The organism is Streptomyces sp. NPDC091282 (assembly GCF_044757385.1).
Taxonomy (GTDB): Bacteria; Actinomycetota; Actinomycetes; order Streptomycetales; family Streptomycetaceae; genus Streptomyces; species Streptomyces gramineus.
Genome location: NZ_JBIVUX010000001.1, coordinates 1,174,722 through 1,193,680, shown reverse-complemented (window position 1 = coordinate 1,193,680; position 18,959 = coordinate 1,174,722). Strand labels below are relative to the sequence as shown.

Sequence of the window (18,959 nt, the reverse complement as noted above, 5' to 3'; positions counted from 1 at the left end):
ATCTGACACCGAACGAGTTTTGTGCACAGGGGTGTTGGGAGGGGTGCCCGATGGCGCTGAGGCAGGAGTCAACGGCACGTCAGATGCGGTTGGCGGTCGAACTGCGGCGGCTTCGCGAGGCCGCAGGGCTGACGGCACGTGAGGCGGCGGCGCTGCTCGGCGTAGGTGCCGCGCAGATCAGTCAGATCGAATCGGGCCTCACCGGCGTGAGTGAGAAGCGACTCCGACGCCTTGCCGCGCACTACATGTGCACGGATGCGGAGTTCATCGACGCCCTGGTCGCGATGGCGGTCGACCGCACCAGGGGCTGGTGGGAGGAGTTTCGCGGGCACTTGCCCACGTCGTTCCTGGACCTTTCCGAGCTGGATCATCACAGCTCGTTCCGGCACGAGGTCGCCATCCTCTATGTGCCGGGTCTGCTTCAGACCGAGGACTACGCGCGTGCCGTCTTTGCCGCCAGGCTCCCCGAACTCACCTCTGACGAGTTGGAACTGCGTGTCCAGCATCGTCTTCGGCGCCAGCGGATCGCCGTCCCTTACGACTTGGTGATCCACGAGTCGGCCCTGCGCATCAGGGTCGGTGACCGATCTTCTTGTCGAGCCCAACTTGCACAACTCGTTGAAGTCTCGGAGGCGGACCACATCACCTTGCGTGTCATTCCCTTCGACCTGGACGGGTTCGCCGCGGCGTCGAGCAGCATGACTTACGTAGGCGGCTCCGTGCGCAAACTGGACACGGTTGTGCGCGACGCGCCGCATGGCTCACTCTTCATCAACTCCGAGGCTCAGCTGGATGTCTATCGAACGCGTTTCCGTAGGCTTGAGGCGGTGTCACTAGAGCCCGGACGCTCGCGTGACTTCATCCACAACCTGGCGAAGGAACTGTGAGGCATCCCATGGACACCTGGCGGAAGTCGTCGTACTCGGGCGAAGGCGATGGCAACGACTGCGTGGAGATCGCGGCCACCGCCACCCGCACAGCCGTCCGCGACTCCAAGGCCCCCGCACGGGCCACCCTGACCTTCCCGGTCGAGGCCTTCGTCGCGTTCGTCGAAGCGGTGAAGGAGCGGTCCGCGCGGCCCGGTCGGTGAACTGCCCGTTCACGCGGGCCGCCGGACGGCCGCGGCCCTGTCGGTGGTCACCGGTACCGTCGGGACATGGCTCAGCACACGGGGACCCCCGACGGTGAACGGCGGTTCGCCACCGTCGAAGGCGTGCTCGAACGGATCACGTACGCCAACGAGGAGAACGGCTACACGGTCGCCCGTGTCGACACCGGCCGGGGCGCCGGCGACCTCCTCACCGTCGTCGGCGCGCTGCTCGGCGCGCAGGTGGGGGAGTCGCTGCGGATGGAGGGCCGCTGGGGGTCGCATCCCCAGTACGGCAAGCAGTTCACCGTCGAGAACTACACGACCGTGCTGCCCGCCACCGTGCAGGGGATCCGGCGCTACCTGGGATCGGGGCTGGTCAAGGGGATCGGGCCGGTGTTCGCCGACCGGATCACCCAGCACTTCGGCACGGACACCCTCCGGATCATCGAGGAGGAGCCGAAGCGGCTGATCGAGGTGCCGGGGCTCGGGCCGAAGCGGACCGGGAAGATCGCCGACGCCTGGGAGGAGCAGAAGGCGATCAAGGAGGTCATGCTCTTCCTCCAGACCGTCGAGGTGTCCACGTCCATCGCGGTGCGCATCTACAAGAAGTACGGCGACGCGTCGATCTCCGTCGTGCGGAACCAGCCCTACCGGCTCGCCGCCGACGTGTGGGGCATCGGGTTCCTCACCGCGGACAAGATCGCCCAGTCGGTGGGCATCCCGCACGACAGCCCGGAGCGGGTCAAGGCCGGGCTCCAGTACGCGCTGTCGCAGTCCGCCGACCAGGGGCACTGCTACCTCCCCGAGGAGCGGCTGATCGCGGACGCGGTGAAGCTCCTCCAGGTCGACACCGGCCTCGTCATCGACTGCCTCGCCGAGCTGGCCGCGCCGCCCGCGGACGGCGAGGACCCGGGTGTCGTACGCGAGCGGCTGCCGGGACCGGAACCGGACGCCGAACCCGTCACCGCCGTCTACCTCGTCCCCTTCCACCGCGCCGAAGTGGCGCTGGCCTCCCAGCTCTTGCGGCTGCTGCGCACCGGCGATGACCGGATGCCGTCGTTCCGGGACGTGGCCTGGGACAAGGCGCTCGGCTGGCTGAAGGACCGCACCGGCGTCGACCTCGCCCCCGAGCAGGAGGCCGCCGTCAGACTGGCGCTGACCGAGAAGGTCGCGGTGCTGACCGGCGGGCCCGGCTGCGGCAAGTCGTTCACCGTCCGGTCGATCGTGGAGCTGGCGCGGGCCAGGCGGGCCAAGGTGGTCCTCGCGGCGCCCACCGGCCGGGCCGCCAAACGGCTCGCCGAGCTGACCGGTGCCGAGGCCTCCACCGTGCACCGCCTGCTGGAGCTGAAGCCCGGCGGCGACGCGGCCTACGACCGGGACCGGCCGCTGGACGCCGACCTGGTGGTGGTGGACGAGGCGTCGATGCTGGACCTGCTCCTCGCCAACAAGCTGGTGAAGGCCGTACCGCCCGGCGCGCACCTGCTGTTCGTCGGGGACGTCGACCAGCTGCCCAGCGTGGGCGCGGGCGAGGTGCTGCGCGATCTGCTCGCCGAGGGCGGCCCGCTCCCGGCGGTCCGGCTCACCCGCGTCTTCCGGCAGGCGCAGCAGTCGGGGGTGGTGACCAACGCGCACCGGATCAACGCGGGACAGCATCCGGTGACCGACGGCATGAAGGACTTCTTCCTCTTCGTCGAGGACGAGACGGAGGAGGCCGGGCGGCTCACCGTCGACGTGGCCGCCCGCCGCATCCCGGCGAAGTTCGGCCTCGACCCGCGGCGGGACGTGCAGGTGCTCGCGCCCATGCACCGCGGTCCCGCGGGCGCGGGCGTGCTCAACGGGCTGCTCCAGCAGGCCGTCACGCCCGGACGGCCCGACCTCGCCGAGAAGCGGTTCGGCGGCCGGGTCTTCCGGGTCGGCGACAAGGTCACCCAGGTCCGCAACAACTACGACAAGGGCGAGAACGGCGTCTTCAACGGCACCGTCGGCGTCGTCACCTCGCTCGACCCGGTCGACCAGCGCCTGACGGTGCTGACCGACGAGGACGAGGAGATCCCGTACGACTTCGACGAACTGGACGAACTCGCCCACGCGTACGCGGTGACCATCCACCGTTCACAGGGGAGTGAATATCCCGCGGTGGTGATCCCGGTCACCACCGGCGCGTGGATGATGCTCCAGCGGAACCTGCTCTACACGGCGGTCACCCGCGCGAGGCAACTGGTCGTGCTCGTCGGTTCGCGCAAGGCGATCGGCCAGGCGGTGCGCACGGTGTCGGCAGGCCGGCGCTGTACGGCGCTGGATTTCCGGCTCCGCGGGGGCCATCACGAAAAATGATCGATCAAATGAGTCGTGAAGGTCACAGACCACTTCCAGATAGCGAGACGAGGGGGCAGGATGAGCAGGTTGGCGGCACTGAGTGCCGCCGATGGGCCTAATGGTCGACCCCGAGTGCACTCTCCTGAGCCAAATGGGGGATGGTAGAGACAGTCAGGGCACCTCGAAGATGAGGCACTACGTCGGTGAGGGAAGACGTGAGCGACAACTCTGTAGTACTGCGGTACGGCGACGGCGAGTACACCTACCCGGTGGTCGACAGCACCGTCGGCGACAAGGGCTTCGACATCGGGAAGCTCCGCGCCCAGACCGGTCTGGTGACCCTGGACAGCGGATACGGCAACACCGCCGCGTACAAATCCGCCGTCACCTACCTCGACGGCGAGGCGGGCATCCTCCGGTACCGCGGCTACCCCATCGAGCAGCTGGCCGAGCGCTCCACCTTCCTGGAGGTGGCCTACCTGCTGATCAACGGTGAGCTGCCGACGGTGGACGAGCTCACCACGTTCAAGAACGAGATCACGCGGCACACCCTGCTGCACGAGGACGTCAAGAACTTCTACCGGGGCTTCCCCCGCGACGCCCACCCGATGGCCATGCTGTCGTCGGTCGTGTCGGCGCTGTCCACCTTCTACCAGGACAGTCACAACCCGTTCGACGCGAAGCAGCGCGACCTCTCCACCATCCGGCTGCTCGCCAAGCTTCCGACGATCGCCGCGTACGCGTACAAGAAGTCGGTCGGCCACCCGTTCGTCTACCCGCGCAACGACCTCTCCTACGTGGAGAACTTCCTGCGCATGACGTTCTCGGTGCCCGCGCAGGACTACGAGCTGGACCCGGTCGTCGTCTCGGCGCTGGACAAGCTGCTCATCCTGCACGCCGACCACGAGCAGAACTGTTCGACCTCGACGGTCCGTCTGGTCGGCTCCTCGCAGGCGAACATGTTCGCGTCGATCTCGGCCGGCATCTCCGCGCTGTGGGGCCCGCTGCACGGCGGCGCCAACCAGTCCGTGCTGGAGATGCTGGAGGGCATCCAGACCTCCGGCGGCGACGTCGACTCCTTCATCCGCAAGGTGAAGAACAAGGAGGACGGCGTCCGCCTGATGGGCTTCGGCCACCGGGTCTACAAGAACTTCGACCCGCGCGCCAAGATCATCAAGGCCGCCGCGCACGACGTCCTCTCCGCGCTGGGCAAGTCCGACGAACTGCTGGACATCGCCCTCAAGCTGGAGGAGCACGCGCTCTCCGACGACTACTTCGTCTCGCGCAGCCTCTACCCGAACGTCGACTTCTACACCGGCCTGATCTACCGGGCCATGGGCTTCCCGACCGAGATGTTCACGGTCCTGTTCGCCCTCGGCCGGCTGCCGGGCTGGATCGCCCAGTGGCAGGAAATGATCAAGGAGCCGGGTTCCCGCATCGGCCGTCCGCGCCAGATCTACACGGGCGTCGTCGAGCGCGACTTCGTGCCGGTCGAGGAGCGCTGACACCAGCCGCTCAGCGGTCAGGGGGCGCCGAGAGTCATCGGTGCCCCCGTCTTGGCCCCGCGCTCGCGCGGCCTCGGAGCACAGCAGAAGGCGCCCTGGAGCGCCGGTCCCCCCACGGGCCGGCGACCAGGGCGCCTTCCCGTGTCCCGGTGCGGATTCCCCCCACGGGATCCGGCCGGGCGCTCGGTGCGGCAGCGCCTGAATTCGCTGCTTCGATCGAGCACAACGAGCAGAACTCGCCGTACTACGTGCCGAACTGCTGTTGTGCTCCAGTGGTGCGGTGCGGTCTGCCGGGACGCGTACCGCACGGGAGGGCCGCTCAAAGCTTCCCGTCGTACGTGTCCCGGCAACGCATCTCTGAGGAAGTCCCCCAAGACATCCCCAGATGCCAGGTCAGCGCCCCCCAAGACGCTGGTCTGACATCGCCAACTTAGACCCTCGAACCCCTTCGATGGTTACGTTCACACCACTGTGATCTGCGTCTCTTGCATATGTCCGTTAGATGCGCAAGAGCCCCGATACGGCGATCGGAGCTCAAGCGTAAGGATGATGCGCGAGCCTTGTGAAGAGCTTATGTGAGGTGCGCGTTGGACTCCAGGGGGACTTCCGCATCCGCTGCCACGAACCGGCGGTAACTTTCAGCGGAAGGTGCGCAGCCGCAGACTGTTGGTCACCACGAACACCGACGAGAACGCCATCGCGGCCCCGGCGATCATCGGGTTCAGCAGCCCGGCGGCGGCCAGCGGGAGCGCGGCCACGTTGTAGCCGAAGGCCCACACGAGGTTGCCCTTGATGGTGGCCAGCGTCCGCCGGGAGAGCCGGATCGCGTCCGCCGCCACCCGCAGGTCGCCGCGGACCAGCGTCAGGTCGCCCGCCTCGATCGCCGCGTCGCTCCCGGTGCCCATCGCGAGCCCCAGGTCGGCGGCGGCCAGGGCGGCCGCGTCGTTGACGCCGTCGCCGACCATGGCGACCGTGCCTCCCTCGCGCTGCAATCGCCGTACGACGTCGACCTTGTCCTCGGGCAGCACCTCGGCGATGACCTCGTCGATCCCGGTGGCGCGCGCGACCGCGTCGGCCACCGCGCGGTTGTCGCCGGTCAGCAGCACCGGCCTCAGGCCGAGGGCACGCAGCGCGCGCACCGCCTCGGGACTGGACTCCTTGACCGTGTCCGCGACGGCGAGGACACCGCGTGCCACGCCGTCCCAGCCGGCCAGCACGGCCGTACGGCCCTCCTGCTCGGCCCGGGAGCGGGCCGCGGCCAACTCCTCGGGGACGACGTCGAAGAGCCGCCCCACGGCCACCTCACGCCCCTCCACCCGCCCGCGCACGCCCCGGCCGGGAACGTTCTCGAAGTGTTCGGCCGCCGGCAGCGCCCCGACCCGCTCCTCGGCCCCGGCGGCGATCGCCCGCGCGACCGGATGCTCCGAGGCGTGTTCGAGGGCGCCCGCCAGCCGCAGCACCTCGTCCCGGTCGGTGCCGTCGGCTGCGTACACCTCCTGGAGGCTCATCCGCCCGGTGGTCACCGTGCCGGTCTTGTCGAGGACGACGGTGTCGACCCGGCGCGTGGACTCCAGCACCTCCGGGCCCTTGATGAGGATGCCGAGCTGGGCGCCGCGCCCGGTACCGACCATGAGGGCGGTCGGCGTGGCCAGGCCCAGCGCGCACGGGCAGGCGATGATCAGCACGGCGACCGCGGCCGTGAACGCGGCGGCCGTGTCACCGGTGACGCCGAGCCAGACCCCGAAGGTGCCGAGCGCGATCAGGATGACGACGGGGACGAAGACGGCGGAGATCCGGTCGGCGAGCCGCTGCACCTCGGCCTTGCCGTTCTGCGCGTCCTCCACCAGCCGGGCCATCCGCGCGAGCTGGGTGTCGGCCCCGACCCGGCCGGCCTCCACGACCAGCCGCCCGCCCGCGTTGACGGTCGCGCCCGTGACGGCGTCGCCCACGCCCACGTCCACCGGCACCGACTCGCCGGTCAGCATCGACGCGTCCACCGCCGAGGCGCCCTCGACCACGGTCCCGTCGGTCGCGATCTTCTCGCCGGGCCGTACGACGAACCGGTCGCCGACCGCCAGCGACGCCACCGGGACCCGCACCTCGCGCCCGGCCCGCAGCACCGCCACGTCCTTGGCGCCCAGCTCCAGCAGCGCCCGCAGGGCCGCGCCCGCGCGCCGCTTGGAACGGGCCTCCAGATAGCGGCCGAGCAGGATCAGCGCGACGACCCCGGAGGCGACCTCCAGATAGACCGAGGACGCGCCGCCCATGCCGCCGTCCGCCCGGGAGACCGTGAACCGGAACGTCTCGTGCATGCCGGCCATGCCCGCGTGCCCGAAGAACAGCGCCCACAGCGACCAGCCGAACGCGGCCAGCGTGCCGACCGAGACCAGCGTGTCCATGGTGGCCGCGCCGTGCCGCGCGTTGGTCCAGGCGGCCCGGTGGAACGGCAGGCCGCCCCAGACGACGACCGGAGCGGCGAGCGTCAGGGACAGCCACTGCCAGTTGTCGAACTGCAGGGCCGGGACCATGGCGAGCAGCACCACGGGAGCCGCCAGCAGGACGGAGACCAGCAGGCGTTCGCGGAGCGCGGCGAGTTCGGGATCCCGCCCGGCCGGTGGCCGCGGCTCCCGGTCCGGCTCCGGCTCGGGCGGCGCGGGTTCGGCCGCGGTGTAGCCGGTCTTCTCGACCACGGCGATCAGGTCGGCGACCCTGACCCCCTCGGGGTAGGTGACCTTCGCCTTCTCGGTCGCGTAGTTCACGGCGGCGGTGACGCCGTCCATCCGGTTGAGCTTCCTCTCGACGCGGGCCGCGCAGGAGGCGCAGGTCATCCCGCCGATGAGAAGCTCGACCTCGGCGGTCGGGCCGGTGGCCGGCTCGGCTATCCGGGTCTGTGCGGTGGTGGTGCTGGTCATGTCCGGACTCCAGACAACGGACCGGACCGTACGGATCCAGTATCAGCTGGTCGGCACGGCCCGGCGGAGAGATACGTTTCCGTCGTACGTCCTGCTCGTGGTGCGGGTACCGCCTGCCGGGGCCTCGATGTCAGGCGCGGCCGACGAGTTCGAAGCCCGCCTCGTCGACGGCGGCGCGGACCGCCTCGTCGTCGAGCGGGGCCGCGGAGACGACCGTGACCTCGCCGCTGGACGCGACGGCCTTCACCGAGCTGACGCCGGGCAGCCCGGAGATCTCGGCGGAGACGGAACCCTCGCAGTGTCCGCAGCTCATGCCGGTCACCTGGTAGACGGCGGTCACGGAACCCGGGGTGTCGGTCTGAGCGGTCATGTCGTTCTCCTCGTCGAGGCGTGTGGGGCCGGTGGGGCCCGCGAGGGAACCCCACTGTCGCCACACTATACCCCTAGGGGGTATTTCTCCAAGAGGTGTCGCGGCGCGCCAGCGAGTTGGCCCAGGCGATGCCGAGCAGCGACACGAGCACCAGCAGCCCCACCGAGAACAGCGTGAAGAGGTGCTCCTGCGCCGCGGTGGGACGCGGGATGTAGCCCTCCGCGAACAACCGCCGGTCCAGCGCGGTGCCCGCGAGCCGTTCCGCCAGCCAGATCGCGATGCCGTGCGTGGAGTCCCACAGGGCGTGCAGCAGGGCGACGCCGAGGCAGGTGGACACGACCGGGGCGGTGACCCGGAAGCGGCCGTTCGGGCGGCGGCAGGAGAGCAGGACCCCGCCGGCGATCGCCGTCCACAGGCCGTGTCCGAAGGGGGCCAGTACTCCGCGCAGGATCTCCGTCTCGATCAGCGCCCGCAGGTCGACGCCCTCGGTGGAGACCGCCGCGTCGAAGGCGTAGCCGGCGCTCTCCAGGGCCGCGAAGCCGAAGCCGACGGCCGCGCCGAGCACCAGCCCGGCCCGCATGCCCCGGATGCCCGGCAGCCGGCGCAGCACGAACACCAGCGCGCCGAGCTTCACGGCCTCCTCGATCAGCCCGACGCCCACGAACATCCCCCAGGAGGGCCGGACCAGGTAGGACTCCATGAGGGAGGCGCCCAGCACCCCGAGCGTGCCGCCGGTCAGGAAGCAGCCGAGGATCGCGCTGACGCCGAGGTCGCGGCCGTGCCGCTCGTACGCCCACAGCACGAAGACGACCGGGACGAGGAAGCTGCCGAGCAGGATGAGCGTCGGCAGCAGCGTGGTGTTCCCCGTCGCGTACGTCACGACCGCGGTCAGGGCCCACAGGGCCAGCCCGCCGCCGAGGCCGCGCCGCCACAGACCGGCGCGGATGCGGGGGTACGGCGGTGGCGGCTGCTGCGGACCGGGGATGCGGGCCTGCGGCCGGCGGGGCGACGGAGAGTGGGTCACGGGCGGGCTCCCCCTGGGTGCTCCTGCGGGCGCGGCGCGGCGCCGGACGGATCGGGGCTGACGAACAGTGATGAGGCGATTACCCGCACTCTAGGCATATGCGCGAAATGTCGCAGTCCGGAACCGGCGCGGGTGCCGCGGCGGCCGCGGCGGGCCGGAACCGGTGCTGTGCCGCGGTCCGCGCGCCGCTTAGCCTTCGCGCAGTCGTCGAGAGGAGCAGCCGCTCATGCGCGCAGTCGTCTTCGACCGCTACGGCGGTCCGGCCGAGGTACGGGAGGTGCCGGACCCGCGCCCGGCCCCGCACGGCGTGGTGGTCCGGGTCGAGGCCACCGGCCTGTGCCGGAGCGACTGGCACGGCTGGATGGGCCACGACCCGGACATCGCGCTGCCGCACGTGCCCGGCCACGAACTCGCCGGCGTGGTCGAGGAGGCGGGCGCCGCGGTGACCGGCGCGCGCCCCGGCGACCGGGTCACCGTCCCGTTCGTGTGCGCCTGCGGCCGCTGCCCGTCCTGCGCCGCCGGCGACCAGCAGGTCTGCGAACGCCAGACCCAGCCCGGCTTCACGCACTGGGGCTCCTTCGCCCACTACGTGGCCCTCGACCACGCCGACGTGAACCTGGTGACCCTCCCGGACGACATGGCGTACACCACCGCCGCCGCCCTCGGCTGCCGCTTCGCGACGGCGTTCCGCGCGGTCGTGCAGCGCGGCCGGGTCGCGGCGGGCGAGTGGGTGTCGGTGTACGGCTGCGGCGGCGTCGGCCTGTCCGCGGTGATGATCGCGGCGGCGGCCGGAGCCCGGGTGGTGGCGGTCGACGTCTCGCCCCGGGCCCTGGACCTGGCACGGAGGTTCGGCGCCGCGCACTGCGTGGACGCGGCGGCCGGCGACGACCCCGCGGCGGCGGTCCGCGAACTGACCGGCGGCGGCAGCCACCTCTCCCTGGACGCCCTCGGCTCGCCCGGCACCGCCGCCGCCTCGGTCGGCTCCCTGCGCCGCCGCGGCCGCCACGTCCAGGTGGGCCTGCTGCCGTCCCCGGACGGCAGCACCCCCGTACCCCTGGCCCGCGCGCTCGCCCTGGAGCTGGAACTCCTCGGCAGCCACGGCATGGCGGCGCACGCCTACCCCGGCATGCTCGAACTCGTCCGCGCGGGCACCCTGCGCCCCGACCTCCTGGTGACCTCGACGATCACCCTGGACACGGCCCCGCGGGCCCTGGCGGCGATGGACGGGGCGCCGGGGGCGGGGGTGACGGTCATCGAGCCGTGGGCCTGAGCGCCCCGCCGGGCGCGGTTCAGTCCTCTCTGCGGTTTCTGTTGCCCGGCCGGGAGGCGACCCAGGCACGGACCGTGTCGGCGTACCAGTAGGGCTTGCCGCCCTCCACGTGGTCGGGCGGCGGGAGCAGTCCGTGCTTGCGATAGGAGCGGACCGTGTCGGGCTGCACCCGGATGTGTGCCGCGATCTCCTTGTAGGACCAGAGCCGTCGGTCGGTCATGAGATGCACCTCCCTGCGCGCGCCGCGGGGGCGACCGGAGGCGGTCGTCGGGGGAGCCGGGCGCTGCGCTTGGCGATCACCAAGCCTGTGCCCGGTGAACGACGGAGCGTGACGGTGGGCAAGCGGCTGTCGACCTGGTGTGACCGAGAGCCCGCGTAGGCGCGACATGTGTGACACAACGAGGGTGTTTGTGACACAGCTGAAGCACAGCCGCGGGCCGGGTGACGGGCGGGGCGCGTTGACACGGGCGGGGGCGGTGTGACGCGGCCGGAGCGTGCGCCGCGGATCCGGCCCGCGACAGTGTCTGGTCCGAATGTCCGGACAAACCATTGACACGACCTCCTGTCCAGGACTACAAACCGGGGGAGAGCCGTGACGAAGGGAAGCCGATGGCGTACGACCTGATCACCATGGGGCGGATCGGGGTGGATCTGTATCCGCTCCAGACCGGTGTCCCGCTCGCCCAGGTGTCGTCCTTCGGCAAGTTCCTCGGCGGGTCCGCGACCAACGTCGCCGTGGCCGCCGCCCGCCTGGGCCGGCGCACCGCCGTCATCAGCCGCACCGGCCAGGACGCCTTCGGCGCCTACCTGCACGAGGCGCTGCGCGGCTTCGGCGTCGACGACCGCTGGGTCACCGCGGTCCCCGGACTCAACACCCCGGTGACCTTCTGCGAGGTCTTCCCGCCGGACGACTTCCCGCTGTACTTCTACCGGCAGCCCAAGGCCCCGGACCTGGAGATCGACGCCCACGACCTGGACCTCGACGCCGTCCGCGAGGCCCGCATCTTCTGGGTCACCGGCACCGGCCTGAGCGAGGAGCCCAGCCGCACCGCGACCCTCGCGGCCCTCGCCCACCGCGCCAAGGCCGGCACCACCGTCTTCGACCTCGACTGGCGGCCGATGTTCTGGAGCGACCCGGAGTCGGCCCGCCCCTTCTACGCCGAGGCCCTCAAGCACACCACCGTCGCCGTCGGAAACCTCGACGAGGTCGAGGTGGCGACCGGCGTGCGCGAGCCGCGCGCCGCGGCCCAGGCACTGCTGGACGCCGGGGTCGAGATCGCCGTCGTCAAGCAGGGACCCAAGGGCGTCCTCGCCGTCGGCCGCGACGGCGAGACGGCCGAGGTGCCGCCGCTGCCGGTGACCGTCCTCAACGGGCTCGGCGCCGGTGACGCCTTCGGCGGCTCCCTCTGCCACGGCCTCCTCGAAGGCTGGGACCTGGAGAAGACCATGCGGCACGCCAACGCGGCCGGCGCCATCGTGGCCTCCCGCCTGGAGTGCTCCTCCGCCATGCCGACCGGCGACGAGATCACGGCCGCGCTCGCCGCCGGAGCGGTGCTGTGAGGGGCGGCCGGGTCGCGGGCGCGCACCACGACGGCACCGCTCCCGCCGAGCGGCCGGGCGTGGACATCGCCGCCCTCGTCCACACCCGCACCCACCACCCCGAGGCCATCGCCGAGGCCGCCGCGCGCCGGACCCGCCGGCCGCTCGTCGAGGCGGACGGCAGGCTGATGATCGTCGCCGCCGACCACCCGGCCCGCGGCGCCCTCGGCGTGGGCGGCGACAAGCTCGCCATGGCCAACCGCGCCGAACTGCTGGAACGGCTCTGCCTGGCGCTGTCCCGGCCCGGCGTCGACGGCGTCCTCGCCACCGCCGACATCCTCGACGACCTGCTGCTGCTCGGCGTCCTCGACGGCAAGATCGTCATGGGGTCGATGAACCGCGGCGGACTCCAGGGCGCCCGCTTCGAACTCGACGACCGCTTCACCGGCCACCGCGCCGAGGACATACAGCGCCTCGGGTTCGACGCCGGCAAGCTGCTGCTGCGGATCGACTACGACGACCCGGGCTCGCTGACCACGCTGGAGTCCACCGCGCGCGCCATCGACGACATGGCCGCGCGCCGGCTGCCGGTCTTCGTCGAGCCCTTCATCAGCGGCCGCACCCCCGAGGGCAAGGTCAGGAACGACCTGTCCGCGGAAGCGGTCACCCGCTCCATCGCCATCGCCTCGGGCCTCGGCGGGAGTTCTGCCTACACCTGGCTGAAGCTCCCGGTCACCGAGAACCCCGACGACATGGCGCAGGTCATGGAGACGTCCACGCTGCCCGCGGTCCTGCTGGGCGGCGAGGTCGGCGAGGACCAGGACGGCGCCTACGAGAAGTGGCGCAGCGCCCTCAGACTCCCCACCGTGCGCGGCCTGGTGGTCGGCCGCTCGCTGCTGTACCCGGCGGACGGCGACGTGGCCGCCGCCGTGGACACCGCCGTAGGACTGCTGTGAGGCCCTGATGACGACGAGCGAACTGCACCTGAGCAACGGTTCGACCGCGAACGCGCAGTACGTCCTCGACATCGACCCGAAGCGGGCCGGGTGGACGCACAGCAGCCTGCGGATCGTCGAACTGCCGCCTGGTGGAAGCCACTTGTTCACCACCGGGGACAGCGAGTGGATCGTGCTCCCGCTGCACGGCGGTTGTACGGTGCGAACAGAGGGAACAGAGTTCCAGATCCTGGGCCGGGAGAGCGTGTTCGCCGGAGTCTCCGACTTCGTCTACGTGCCCCGGGACGCCCAGGTCCAGATCGCCTCCGGCGCGGGAGGCCGCTTCGCCCTGGCAGGAGCGAAGTGCGAGCGACGACTCCCCGCCCGCTACGGCCCCGCGCCGGAGGTCCCCGTCGAAGACCGCGGCAGCGGCACCGCCGCCCGGCAGGTGCGCAACTTCGCCTCCGCGGACGCGTTCGACTGCGACAAGCTCATCGCCGTGGAGGTCGTCACCCCGGGCGGCAACTGGTCCTCCTATCCGTCGCACAAGCACGACGAGTACCGGCCCGGCGAGGAGTCGGAGCTGGAGGAGATCTACTACTTCGAGATCGACGGCCCGAACGGTTTCGGCTATCAGCGCGTATTCCCCTCCCGTGAGGGCGGCACCGACGTCCTCGCCGAGGTCCGCTCCGGCGACGCCGTGCTCGTCCCCGACGGATGGCACGGCCCGTCGATCGCGCAGCCCGGGCACGACATGTACTACCTGAACGTCATGGCGGGGCCGGGTGAGACGCGGGAGTGGCGGATCTGCTTCCACCCGGACCATACCGAGGGGTATCGATGACGATACGGCTCACCGTCGCGCAGGCGCTCGTCCGCTTCCTGGCCGCCCAGTACACCGAACGGGACGGCGAGCGCCGCCGCCTGATCGGCGCCACCTGGGGCATCTTCGGCCACGGGAACGTGGCCGGACTCGGCCAGGCGCTGGTCGAGCACGCGGATGCGATGCCGTTCCACCAGGGCCGCAACGAACAGGCCATGGTGCACGCGGCCGTCGGCTACGCGCGTCAGTCGAACCGTCTCGCCACCCACGCCGTCACCACCTCCGTCGGCCCCGGCGCCACCAACCTGGTCACCGGCGCCGCCCTCGCCACCGTCAACCACCTCCCGGTCCTGCTGCTGCCCGGCGACGTCTTCGCCGCCCGCCCCGCCGACCCGGTCCTCCAGCAGCTCGAAGTCCCGCACGCCGCCGACGTGTCGGTCAACGACACGCTGCGCCCGGTGTCCAGGTTCTTCGACCGGATCACCCGCCCCGAACAGCTGATCCCCTCCGCCCTCGCCGCCGTCCGGGTGCTCACCGACCCCGTCGAGACCGGCGCCGTGACGCTCGCGCTCCCGCAGGACGTCCAGGCCGAGGCCCACGACTGGCCCGAGGAGTTCTTCGCCCCGCGGGTGTGGACGGTACGGCGGCCCGCCGCCGACCCGGCCGAACTCGCCGCCGCCGTACGGGCGGTCAGGCAGGCGCGGCGCCCCCTGGTCGTCGCGGGCGGCGGGGTCCACCACAGCCGCGCCGAGGCCGTCCTCGCCGAGTTCGCCGAGACCACCCGCATACCGGTCGCCTCCACCCAGGCCGGAAAGGGCTCGCTGCGCTGGGACCACCCGCAGGACGTCGGCGGCATCGGCCACACCGGCACCGCCACCGCCGACGAACTCGCCCGCACCGCCGACCTGGTGATCGGCGTCGGCACCCGGTACACCGACTTCACCACGGCCTCCGGGACCCTCTTCGAGAACCCGGACGTCCGCTTCCTCAACCTCAACATCGCCCCCTACGACGGCCACAAGCTGGCCGGCCTGCCGCTGATCGCCGACGCCCGCGGCGGCCTGGCCGGGCTGACCGAGGCGCTGGCCCGGCACGGCCACCGCGTCGCCGACGCGTACGTCACCGAGTACACCGAGGACAAGGAGCGCTGGGAACAGCGCGTCGACGCCTGCTACGAGGCCGACGAGCCGGACGTCCGGCCGACCCAGCCGCAGGTGCTCGGCGCCCTGGACGCGCTCGTCGACGAGAGCGACATCCTCGTCAACGCGGCCGGCTCGCTCCCCGGCGACCTGCACCGCATGTGGCGGACCCGGTCACGGGACCAGTACCACCTGGAGTACGGCTACTCCTGCATGGGCTACGAGATCCCGGCCGCCATCGGGGTGAAACTCGCCGCGCCCGAGCGCAACGTCTGGGCGCTGGTCGGCGACGGCACGTATCTGATGATGCCGACGGAGATCGTGACCGCCGTACAGGAGGGGATCGCCATCAAGGTGCTGCTGGTGCAGAACCACGGCTACGCCTCCATCGGCGGTCTCTCCGAGTCCGTGGGCGCCGAGCGGTTCGGCACCGCCTACCGCCTCCCCGCCGCCGACGGCACCCTGACCGGCGCCCCGCTCCCCGTCGATCTGGCCGCCAACGCGGCCAGTCTCGGCATGCGCGTCCTGCGTGCCAGGACCGTCGACGACCTGCGCTCGGCGCTCGCGAAGGCGCGGGCCGCCGACACTCCCACATGTGTCTACGTGGAGACCGAAACGGCCGACACTGTGTCGGGCCCGCCTCCCGCGCAGGCCTGGTGGGATGTACCTGTGGCCGCGACCGCGACCCGATCGTCCGCGGTCAAGGCACGTGAGCTGTACGAACGGCACGTCTCGACCCGACGCCGCCATCTGTGAAGGAGTAACCGGTCATGACGAAGATCGTCAACCACTGGATCGGCGGCAAGACCGTCGAAGGCGCGTCGGGCACGTACGGGCCGGTCACCGACCCGGCGACCGGCGCCGTCACCACCAAGGTCGCGTTCGCCTCGGTCGACGAGGTCGACGCGGCGGTTCAGGCCGCCCAGGAGGCCTACGCGACCTGGGGCCAGTCCTCGCTGGCCAAGCGCACGGAGATCCTGTTCCGCTTCCGCGCCCTGCTGGACGCCAACCGGGACGCGATCGCCGAGCTGATCACCGCCGAGCACGGCAAGGTGCACTCGGACGCGCTCGGCGAGGTCGCCCGCGGCCTGGAGATCGTCGACCTGGCCTGCGGCATCAACGTCCAGCTGAAGGGCGAGCTGTCGACCCAGGTCGCCAGCCGCGTGGACGTCTCCTCGATCCGCCAGCCGCTCGGCGTGGTCGCGGGCATCACGCCGTTCAACTTCCCGGCGATGGTCCCGATGTGGATGTTCCCGATCGCCATCGCGACCGGCAACACCTTCGTCCTCAAGCCGTCCGAGAAGGACCCGTCCGCCTCGATCAAGATCGCCGAGCTGCTGGCCGAGGCCGGCCTGCCCGACGGCGTCTTCAACGTCGTGCACGGTGACAAGGTGGCCGTGGACCGGCTCCTTGAGCACCCGGACGTCAAGGCAGTCTCCTTCGTCGGCTCGACCCCGATCGCCCGCTACATCCACACCACCGCCTCGGCCAACCACAAGCGCGTGCAGGCCCTCGGCGGCGCCAAGAACCACATGCTGGTGCTGCCCGACGCCGACCTGGACGCGGCCGCCGACGCGGCCGTCTCCGCCGCGTACGGCTCGGCGGGCGAGCGCTGCATGGCGATCTCGGCCGTGGTCGCGGTCGGCTCCGTCGGCGACGAACTGGTGGCGAAGATCCGCGAGCGCGCCGAGAAGATCAAGATCGGTCCCGGCAACGACCCGGCCTCCGAGATGGGCCCGCTGATCACGGCCGTCCACCGCGACAAGGTGGCGTCCTACGTCTCCGGCGCCGCCGCCGAGGGCTGCGAGGTGGTCCTGGACGGCACCGGCTACACCGTGGACGGCTTCGAGGACGGCCACTGGATCGGCATCTCGCTCCTCGACAAGGTGCCCACGTCCGCGAAGGCCTACCAGGACGAGATCTTCGGCCCGGTGCTGTGCGTGCTGCGCGTGGACACCTACGAGGAGGGCGTGGCCCTCATCAACGCCTCGCCGTTCGGCAACGGCACCGCGATCTTCACCCGGGACGGCGGCGCCGCCCGCCGCTTCCAGCTGGAGATCGAGGCCGGCATGGTCGGCGTGAACGTCCCGATCCCGGTCCCCGTGGGCTACCACAGCTTCGGCGGCTGGAAGGACTCGCTCTTCGGCGACCACCACATCTACGGCAACGACGGCACGCACTTCTACACCCGCGGCAAGGTCGTCACGACCCGCTGGCCCGACCCGTCCGAGGCTCCGGCCGGTGTCGACCTGGGCTTCCCGCGCAACCACTGAGTGTGATCGACCGACCTCGTCGGGGCCGTCCGGATACCGGACGGCCCCGACTTTTTTTGGCGGCGGTGCTGCGGTTCCCGTGTGGACGGGATGAAACGGATGACTTAAGTCCCGTTGATATCTCACCTTGGAAAGCAAGGTCATGCGATCGGCAGGCTTGGTGATTGGCCGATTCGCGAGTTCGGCCCTGCGAAAGCGATGTGACGCCGGTCGCTTTACAAGTACGGAATCCGAAGGTGAACGGCCATTGACGCAGCGGTTTTCGTCGGGGTTCCATGCAGCACAGCCCAACCGCCGGAGGCATCCGCAACGACGCGATCGGAACCGCCGCATGACCGACACGCTCCGCCCCGTCGAGACCGCCCTCCCCGAGGTGTCCGACGGCCCCAAGACGCTCAAGCGCTCCATCGGCGTGGTCGGCGGCACCCTCCTGACCCTCTCCTGCGTCACTCCGGCCTCCACGCTCTTCGTGGTCGTGCCCGACCTCTTCGGCTCCCTCGGCACCGCCACCGCCCTGACGATCGCCATCGGCTCCCTCCTCTGTATCGCCGTGGCGTTCTGCTACTCCGAACTGGGCACCCTCATCCCGAGCGCGGGCGGCGAGTACGCGATGGTCTCCACCATGGCGGGCCGCCTGGCGGGCTGGCTGGTCTTCGTCCTCTCCCTGCTCGTCGTGATGATCGTGCCTCCGGTGATCGCCATGGGCACGGCCGACTACCTGGCCCCGATCGTCCACCTGGACCCGGCCATGACCGGCGCGGGCGTGATGCTCCTCGCCACCCTCGCGGGCCTGCTGGACCTGCGCGCGAACGCCTGGATCACCGGCATCTTCCTGGTCCTGGAGGTCATCGCCGCGGGCGTGGTGGCCGTGCTCGGCTTCTCCCACAGCCACCGCGGCGCCGGCAGCCTCACCTCCCTGCAGGTCGCGGACTCCGGCGGCCACACCACCACCGTCACCGCGATGCTGGTCGTCTCCGGCCTCGCCATCGCCCTCTTCGTCACCCAGGGCTTCTCCACGGCGGTCTACCTCTCCGAGGAACTGGAGAACCCGCGCCGCAACGTCGCCCGGACGGTCCTGGCCACCCTCGCGATCTCCACGGTGATCATCCTGGTGCCGGTGGTGGCCATCACCATGGGCGCCTCCGACCTCAAGGAACTGACCGGCGGCGACATCAGCTCCATGGTCACCGCCTGGTCCAACTCCGCGGTCGGCACCTTCGTCAGCCTCTGCGTGGCCCTCGCGATCATCAACGCGGGCATCGTCATGGTCATCCAGAACTCCCGCGTCCTGTTCGCCTCGGCCCGCGACAAGGCCTGGCCGAGCCCGGTCAACACGGCCCTGTCCAGGCTCGGCCGCTTCGGCTCCCCCTGGGTCGCCACCCTCGCCGTCGGCGTCCCCGGCGCCCTGCTCTGCTTCGTCAACCTGGACACCCTGTACGGCGTGACGGGCGTGTCGGTGACCGGCATGTACCTCCTGGTCGCCGTCGCCGCCCTGCTGGCCCGCCGCGGCGCCCACCGGCACACCCCGGCCTGGCGGATGCCCCTGTGGCCGGCGATGCCGGTCCTGCTGATCGCCGTCCTCGCCTACATCCTCACCCAGCAGGAGACCGCCTACCTCCTGTGGACCGGCGGCATCACCGCGGCGGCCACCCTCTACTGGGCCCTCTACCTCCGCCCCCGCAAGGCCACCCACTGGGTGGTGTCGATCCCGGACGACGTCCGCCCGACCTAGGGGCGCGGGGAACTGCGCGACCGCCCGTACG

Annotated in this window: 15 protein-coding genes; 11 read left to right on the top strand and 4 right to left on the bottom strand. The window is 71.2% G+C overall.

Annotated features, from left to right (window positions below; all coding sequences use genetic code 11):
- Positions 1-50 precede the first annotated feature (50 nt).
- The 4 genes from ACIQOE_RS05395 (at position 51) to ACIQOE_RS05380 (ending at position 4,911) form a co-directional block, all read left to right on the top strand.
- Positions 51-887 carry a helix-turn-helix transcriptional regulator gene (locus tag ACIQOE_RS05395; protein ID WP_351328081.1) on the top strand — a complete coding sequence of 279 codons (837 nt, stop codon included), beginning with the start codon at positions 51-53 and terminating at the stop codon, positions 885-887.
- A gap of 8 nt (positions 888-895) precedes the next feature.
- Complete coding sequence (locus ACIQOE_RS05390; protein WP_362647205.1) at positions 896-1,090, top strand: DUF397 domain-containing protein; 195 nt, start codon at positions 896-898, stop codon at positions 1,088-1,090.
- A 66-nt stretch (positions 1,091-1,156) separates the two neighbouring features.
- Positions 1,157-3,424 carry an ATP-dependent RecD-like DNA helicase gene (locus tag ACIQOE_RS05385; protein WP_362647202.1) on the top strand — a complete coding sequence of 756 codons (2,268 nt, stop codon included), beginning with the start codon at positions 1,157-1,159 and terminating at the stop codon, positions 3,422-3,424.
- 197 nt (positions 3,425-3,621) lie between these two features.
- On the top strand, positions 3,622-4,911 hold the full coding sequence (locus tag ACIQOE_RS05380) for a citrate synthase (protein WP_351328085.1): 1,290 nt from the start codon (positions 3,622-3,624) through the stop codon (positions 4,909-4,911).
- Between the two features lie 638 nt (positions 4,912-5,549).
- Here ACIQOE_RS05380 and ACIQOE_RS05375 read toward each other — a convergent pair.
- The 3 genes from ACIQOE_RS05375 to ACIQOE_RS05365 form a co-directional block, all read right to left on the bottom strand.
- Complete coding sequence (locus tag ACIQOE_RS05375; RefSeq protein ID WP_401409742.1) at positions 5,550-7,823, bottom strand: heavy metal translocating P-type ATPase; 2,274 nt, start codon at positions 7,821-7,823, stop codon at positions 5,550-5,552.
- Between the two features lie 130 nt (positions 7,824-7,953).
- The gene (locus tag ACIQOE_RS05370) at positions 7,954-8,193 is read right to left on the bottom strand and encodes a heavy-metal-associated domain-containing protein (RefSeq protein WP_351328089.1); all 240 of its coding nucleotides are present in this window, start codon (positions 8,191-8,193) and stop codon (positions 7,954-7,956) included.
- 73 nt (positions 8,194-8,266) lie between these two features.
- Entirely contained in the window at positions 8,267-9,217 is a 951-nt protein-coding gene (locus tag ACIQOE_RS05365; protein WP_363017230.1) for a PrsW family intramembrane metalloprotease, read from the bottom strand.
- 226 nt (positions 9,218-9,443) lie between these two features.
- Here ACIQOE_RS05365 and ACIQOE_RS05360 point away from each other — a divergent pair, with 226 nt between their 5' ends.
- A complete protein-coding gene (locus ACIQOE_RS05360; RefSeq protein WP_401409739.1) occupies positions 9,444-10,487 on the top strand; it encodes a zinc-dependent alcohol dehydrogenase family protein in 1,044 nt (347 codons plus the stop codon).
- Between the two features lie 19 nt (positions 10,488-10,506).
- Here ACIQOE_RS05360 and ACIQOE_RS05355 read toward each other — a convergent pair whose 3' ends face one another.
- Entirely contained in the window at positions 10,507-10,707 is a 201-nt protein-coding gene (locus ACIQOE_RS05355) for a MerR family transcriptional regulator (RefSeq protein WP_351328093.1), read from the bottom strand.
- A 389-nt stretch (positions 10,708-11,096) separates the two neighbouring features.
- Here ACIQOE_RS05355 and iolC point away from each other — a divergent pair, with 389 nt between their 5' ends.
- The 6 genes from iolC (at position 11,097) to ACIQOE_RS05325 (ending at position 18,928) form a co-directional block, all read left to right on the top strand.
- Positions 11,097-12,047, top strand: a complete 951-nt coding sequence (gene iolC, locus ACIQOE_RS05350) for a 5-dehydro-2-deoxygluconokinase (protein ID WP_351328095.1) — start codon at positions 11,097-11,099, stop codon at positions 12,045-12,047.
- Positions 12,044-12,982 (top strand): deoxyribose-phosphate aldolase, encoded by a 939-nt coding sequence (locus ACIQOE_RS05345; protein WP_399008080.1) that lies wholly within the window; start codon positions 12,044-12,046, stop codon positions 12,980-12,982. The genes iolC and ACIQOE_RS05345 overlap by 4 nt, the downstream gene beginning before the upstream one ends.
- A gap of 7 nt (positions 12,983-12,989) precedes the next feature.
- Positions 12,990-13,805, top strand: coding sequence for a 5-deoxy-glucuronate isomerase (iolB, locus tag ACIQOE_RS05340; RefSeq protein WP_351328097.1), 816 nt, complete (start codon positions 12,990-12,992; stop codon positions 13,803-13,805).
- Positions 13,802-15,679 carry a 3D-(3,5/4)-trihydroxycyclohexane-1,2-dione acylhydrolase (decyclizing) gene (iolD, locus tag ACIQOE_RS05335; protein WP_401409736.1) on the top strand — a complete coding sequence of 626 codons (1,878 nt, stop codon included), beginning with the start codon at positions 13,802-13,804 and terminating at the stop codon, positions 15,677-15,679. Before iolB ends, iolD begins: the two co-directional genes overlap by 4 nt.
- Positions 15,680-15,693: 14 nt before the next feature.
- The gene (mmsA, locus tag ACIQOE_RS05330) at positions 15,694-17,196 is read left to right on the top strand and encodes a CoA-acylating methylmalonate-semialdehyde dehydrogenase (RefSeq protein ID WP_351328100.1); all 1,503 of its coding nucleotides are present in this window, start codon (positions 15,694-15,696) and stop codon (positions 17,194-17,196) included.
- Positions 17,197-17,527: 331 nt separating this feature from the next.
- A complete protein-coding gene (locus ACIQOE_RS05325) occupies positions 17,528-18,928 on the top strand; it encodes an APC family permease (protein ID WP_365563797.1) in 1,401 nt (466 codons plus the stop codon).
- Positions 18,929-18,959: the final 31 nt, after the last annotated feature.

Coding starts and splice junctions, on each gene's coding strand:
- ACIQOE_RS05375 (WP_401409742.1), bottom strand. CDS start 7,823: ATGACCAGCACCACCACCGCACAGACCCGGATAGCCGAGCCGGCCACC.
- ACIQOE_RS05355 (WP_351328093.1), bottom strand. CDS start 10,707: ATGACCGACCGACGGCTCTGGTCCTACAAGGAGATCGCGGCACACATC.
- ACIQOE_RS05360 (WP_401409739.1), top strand. CDS start 9,444: ATGCGCGCAGTCGTCTTCGACCGCTACGGCGGTCCGGCCGAGGTACGG.
- ACIQOE_RS05325 (WP_365563797.1), top strand. CDS start 17,528: ATGACCGACACGCTCCGCCCCGTCGAGACCGCCCTCCCCGAGGTGTCC.
- mmsA (WP_351328100.1), top strand. CDS start 15,694: ATGACGAAGATCGTCAACCACTGGATCGGCGGCAAGACCGTCGAAGGC.
- iolC (WP_351328095.1), top strand. CDS start 11,097: ATGGCGTACGACCTGATCACCATGGGGCGGATCGGGGTGGATCTGTAT.
- iolB (WP_351328097.1), top strand. CDS start 12,990: ATGACGACGAGCGAACTGCACCTGAGCAACGGTTCGACCGCGAACGCG.
- ACIQOE_RS05370 (WP_351328089.1), bottom strand. CDS start 8,193: ATGACCGCTCAGACCGACACCCCGGGTTCCGTGACCGCCGTCTACCAG.
- ACIQOE_RS05385 (WP_362647202.1), top strand. CDS start 1,157: ATGGCTCAGCACACGGGGACCCCCGACGGTGAACGGCGGTTCGCCACC.
- ACIQOE_RS05390 (WP_362647205.1), top strand. CDS start 896: ATGGACACCTGGCGGAAGTCGTCGTACTCGGGCGAAGGCGATGGCAAC.
- iolD (WP_401409736.1), top strand. CDS start 13,802: ATGACGATACGGCTCACCGTCGCGCAGGCGCTCGTCCGCTTCCTGGCC.
- ACIQOE_RS05395 (WP_351328081.1), top strand. CDS start 51: ATGGCGCTGAGGCAGGAGTCAACGGCACGTCAGATGCGGTTGGCGGTC.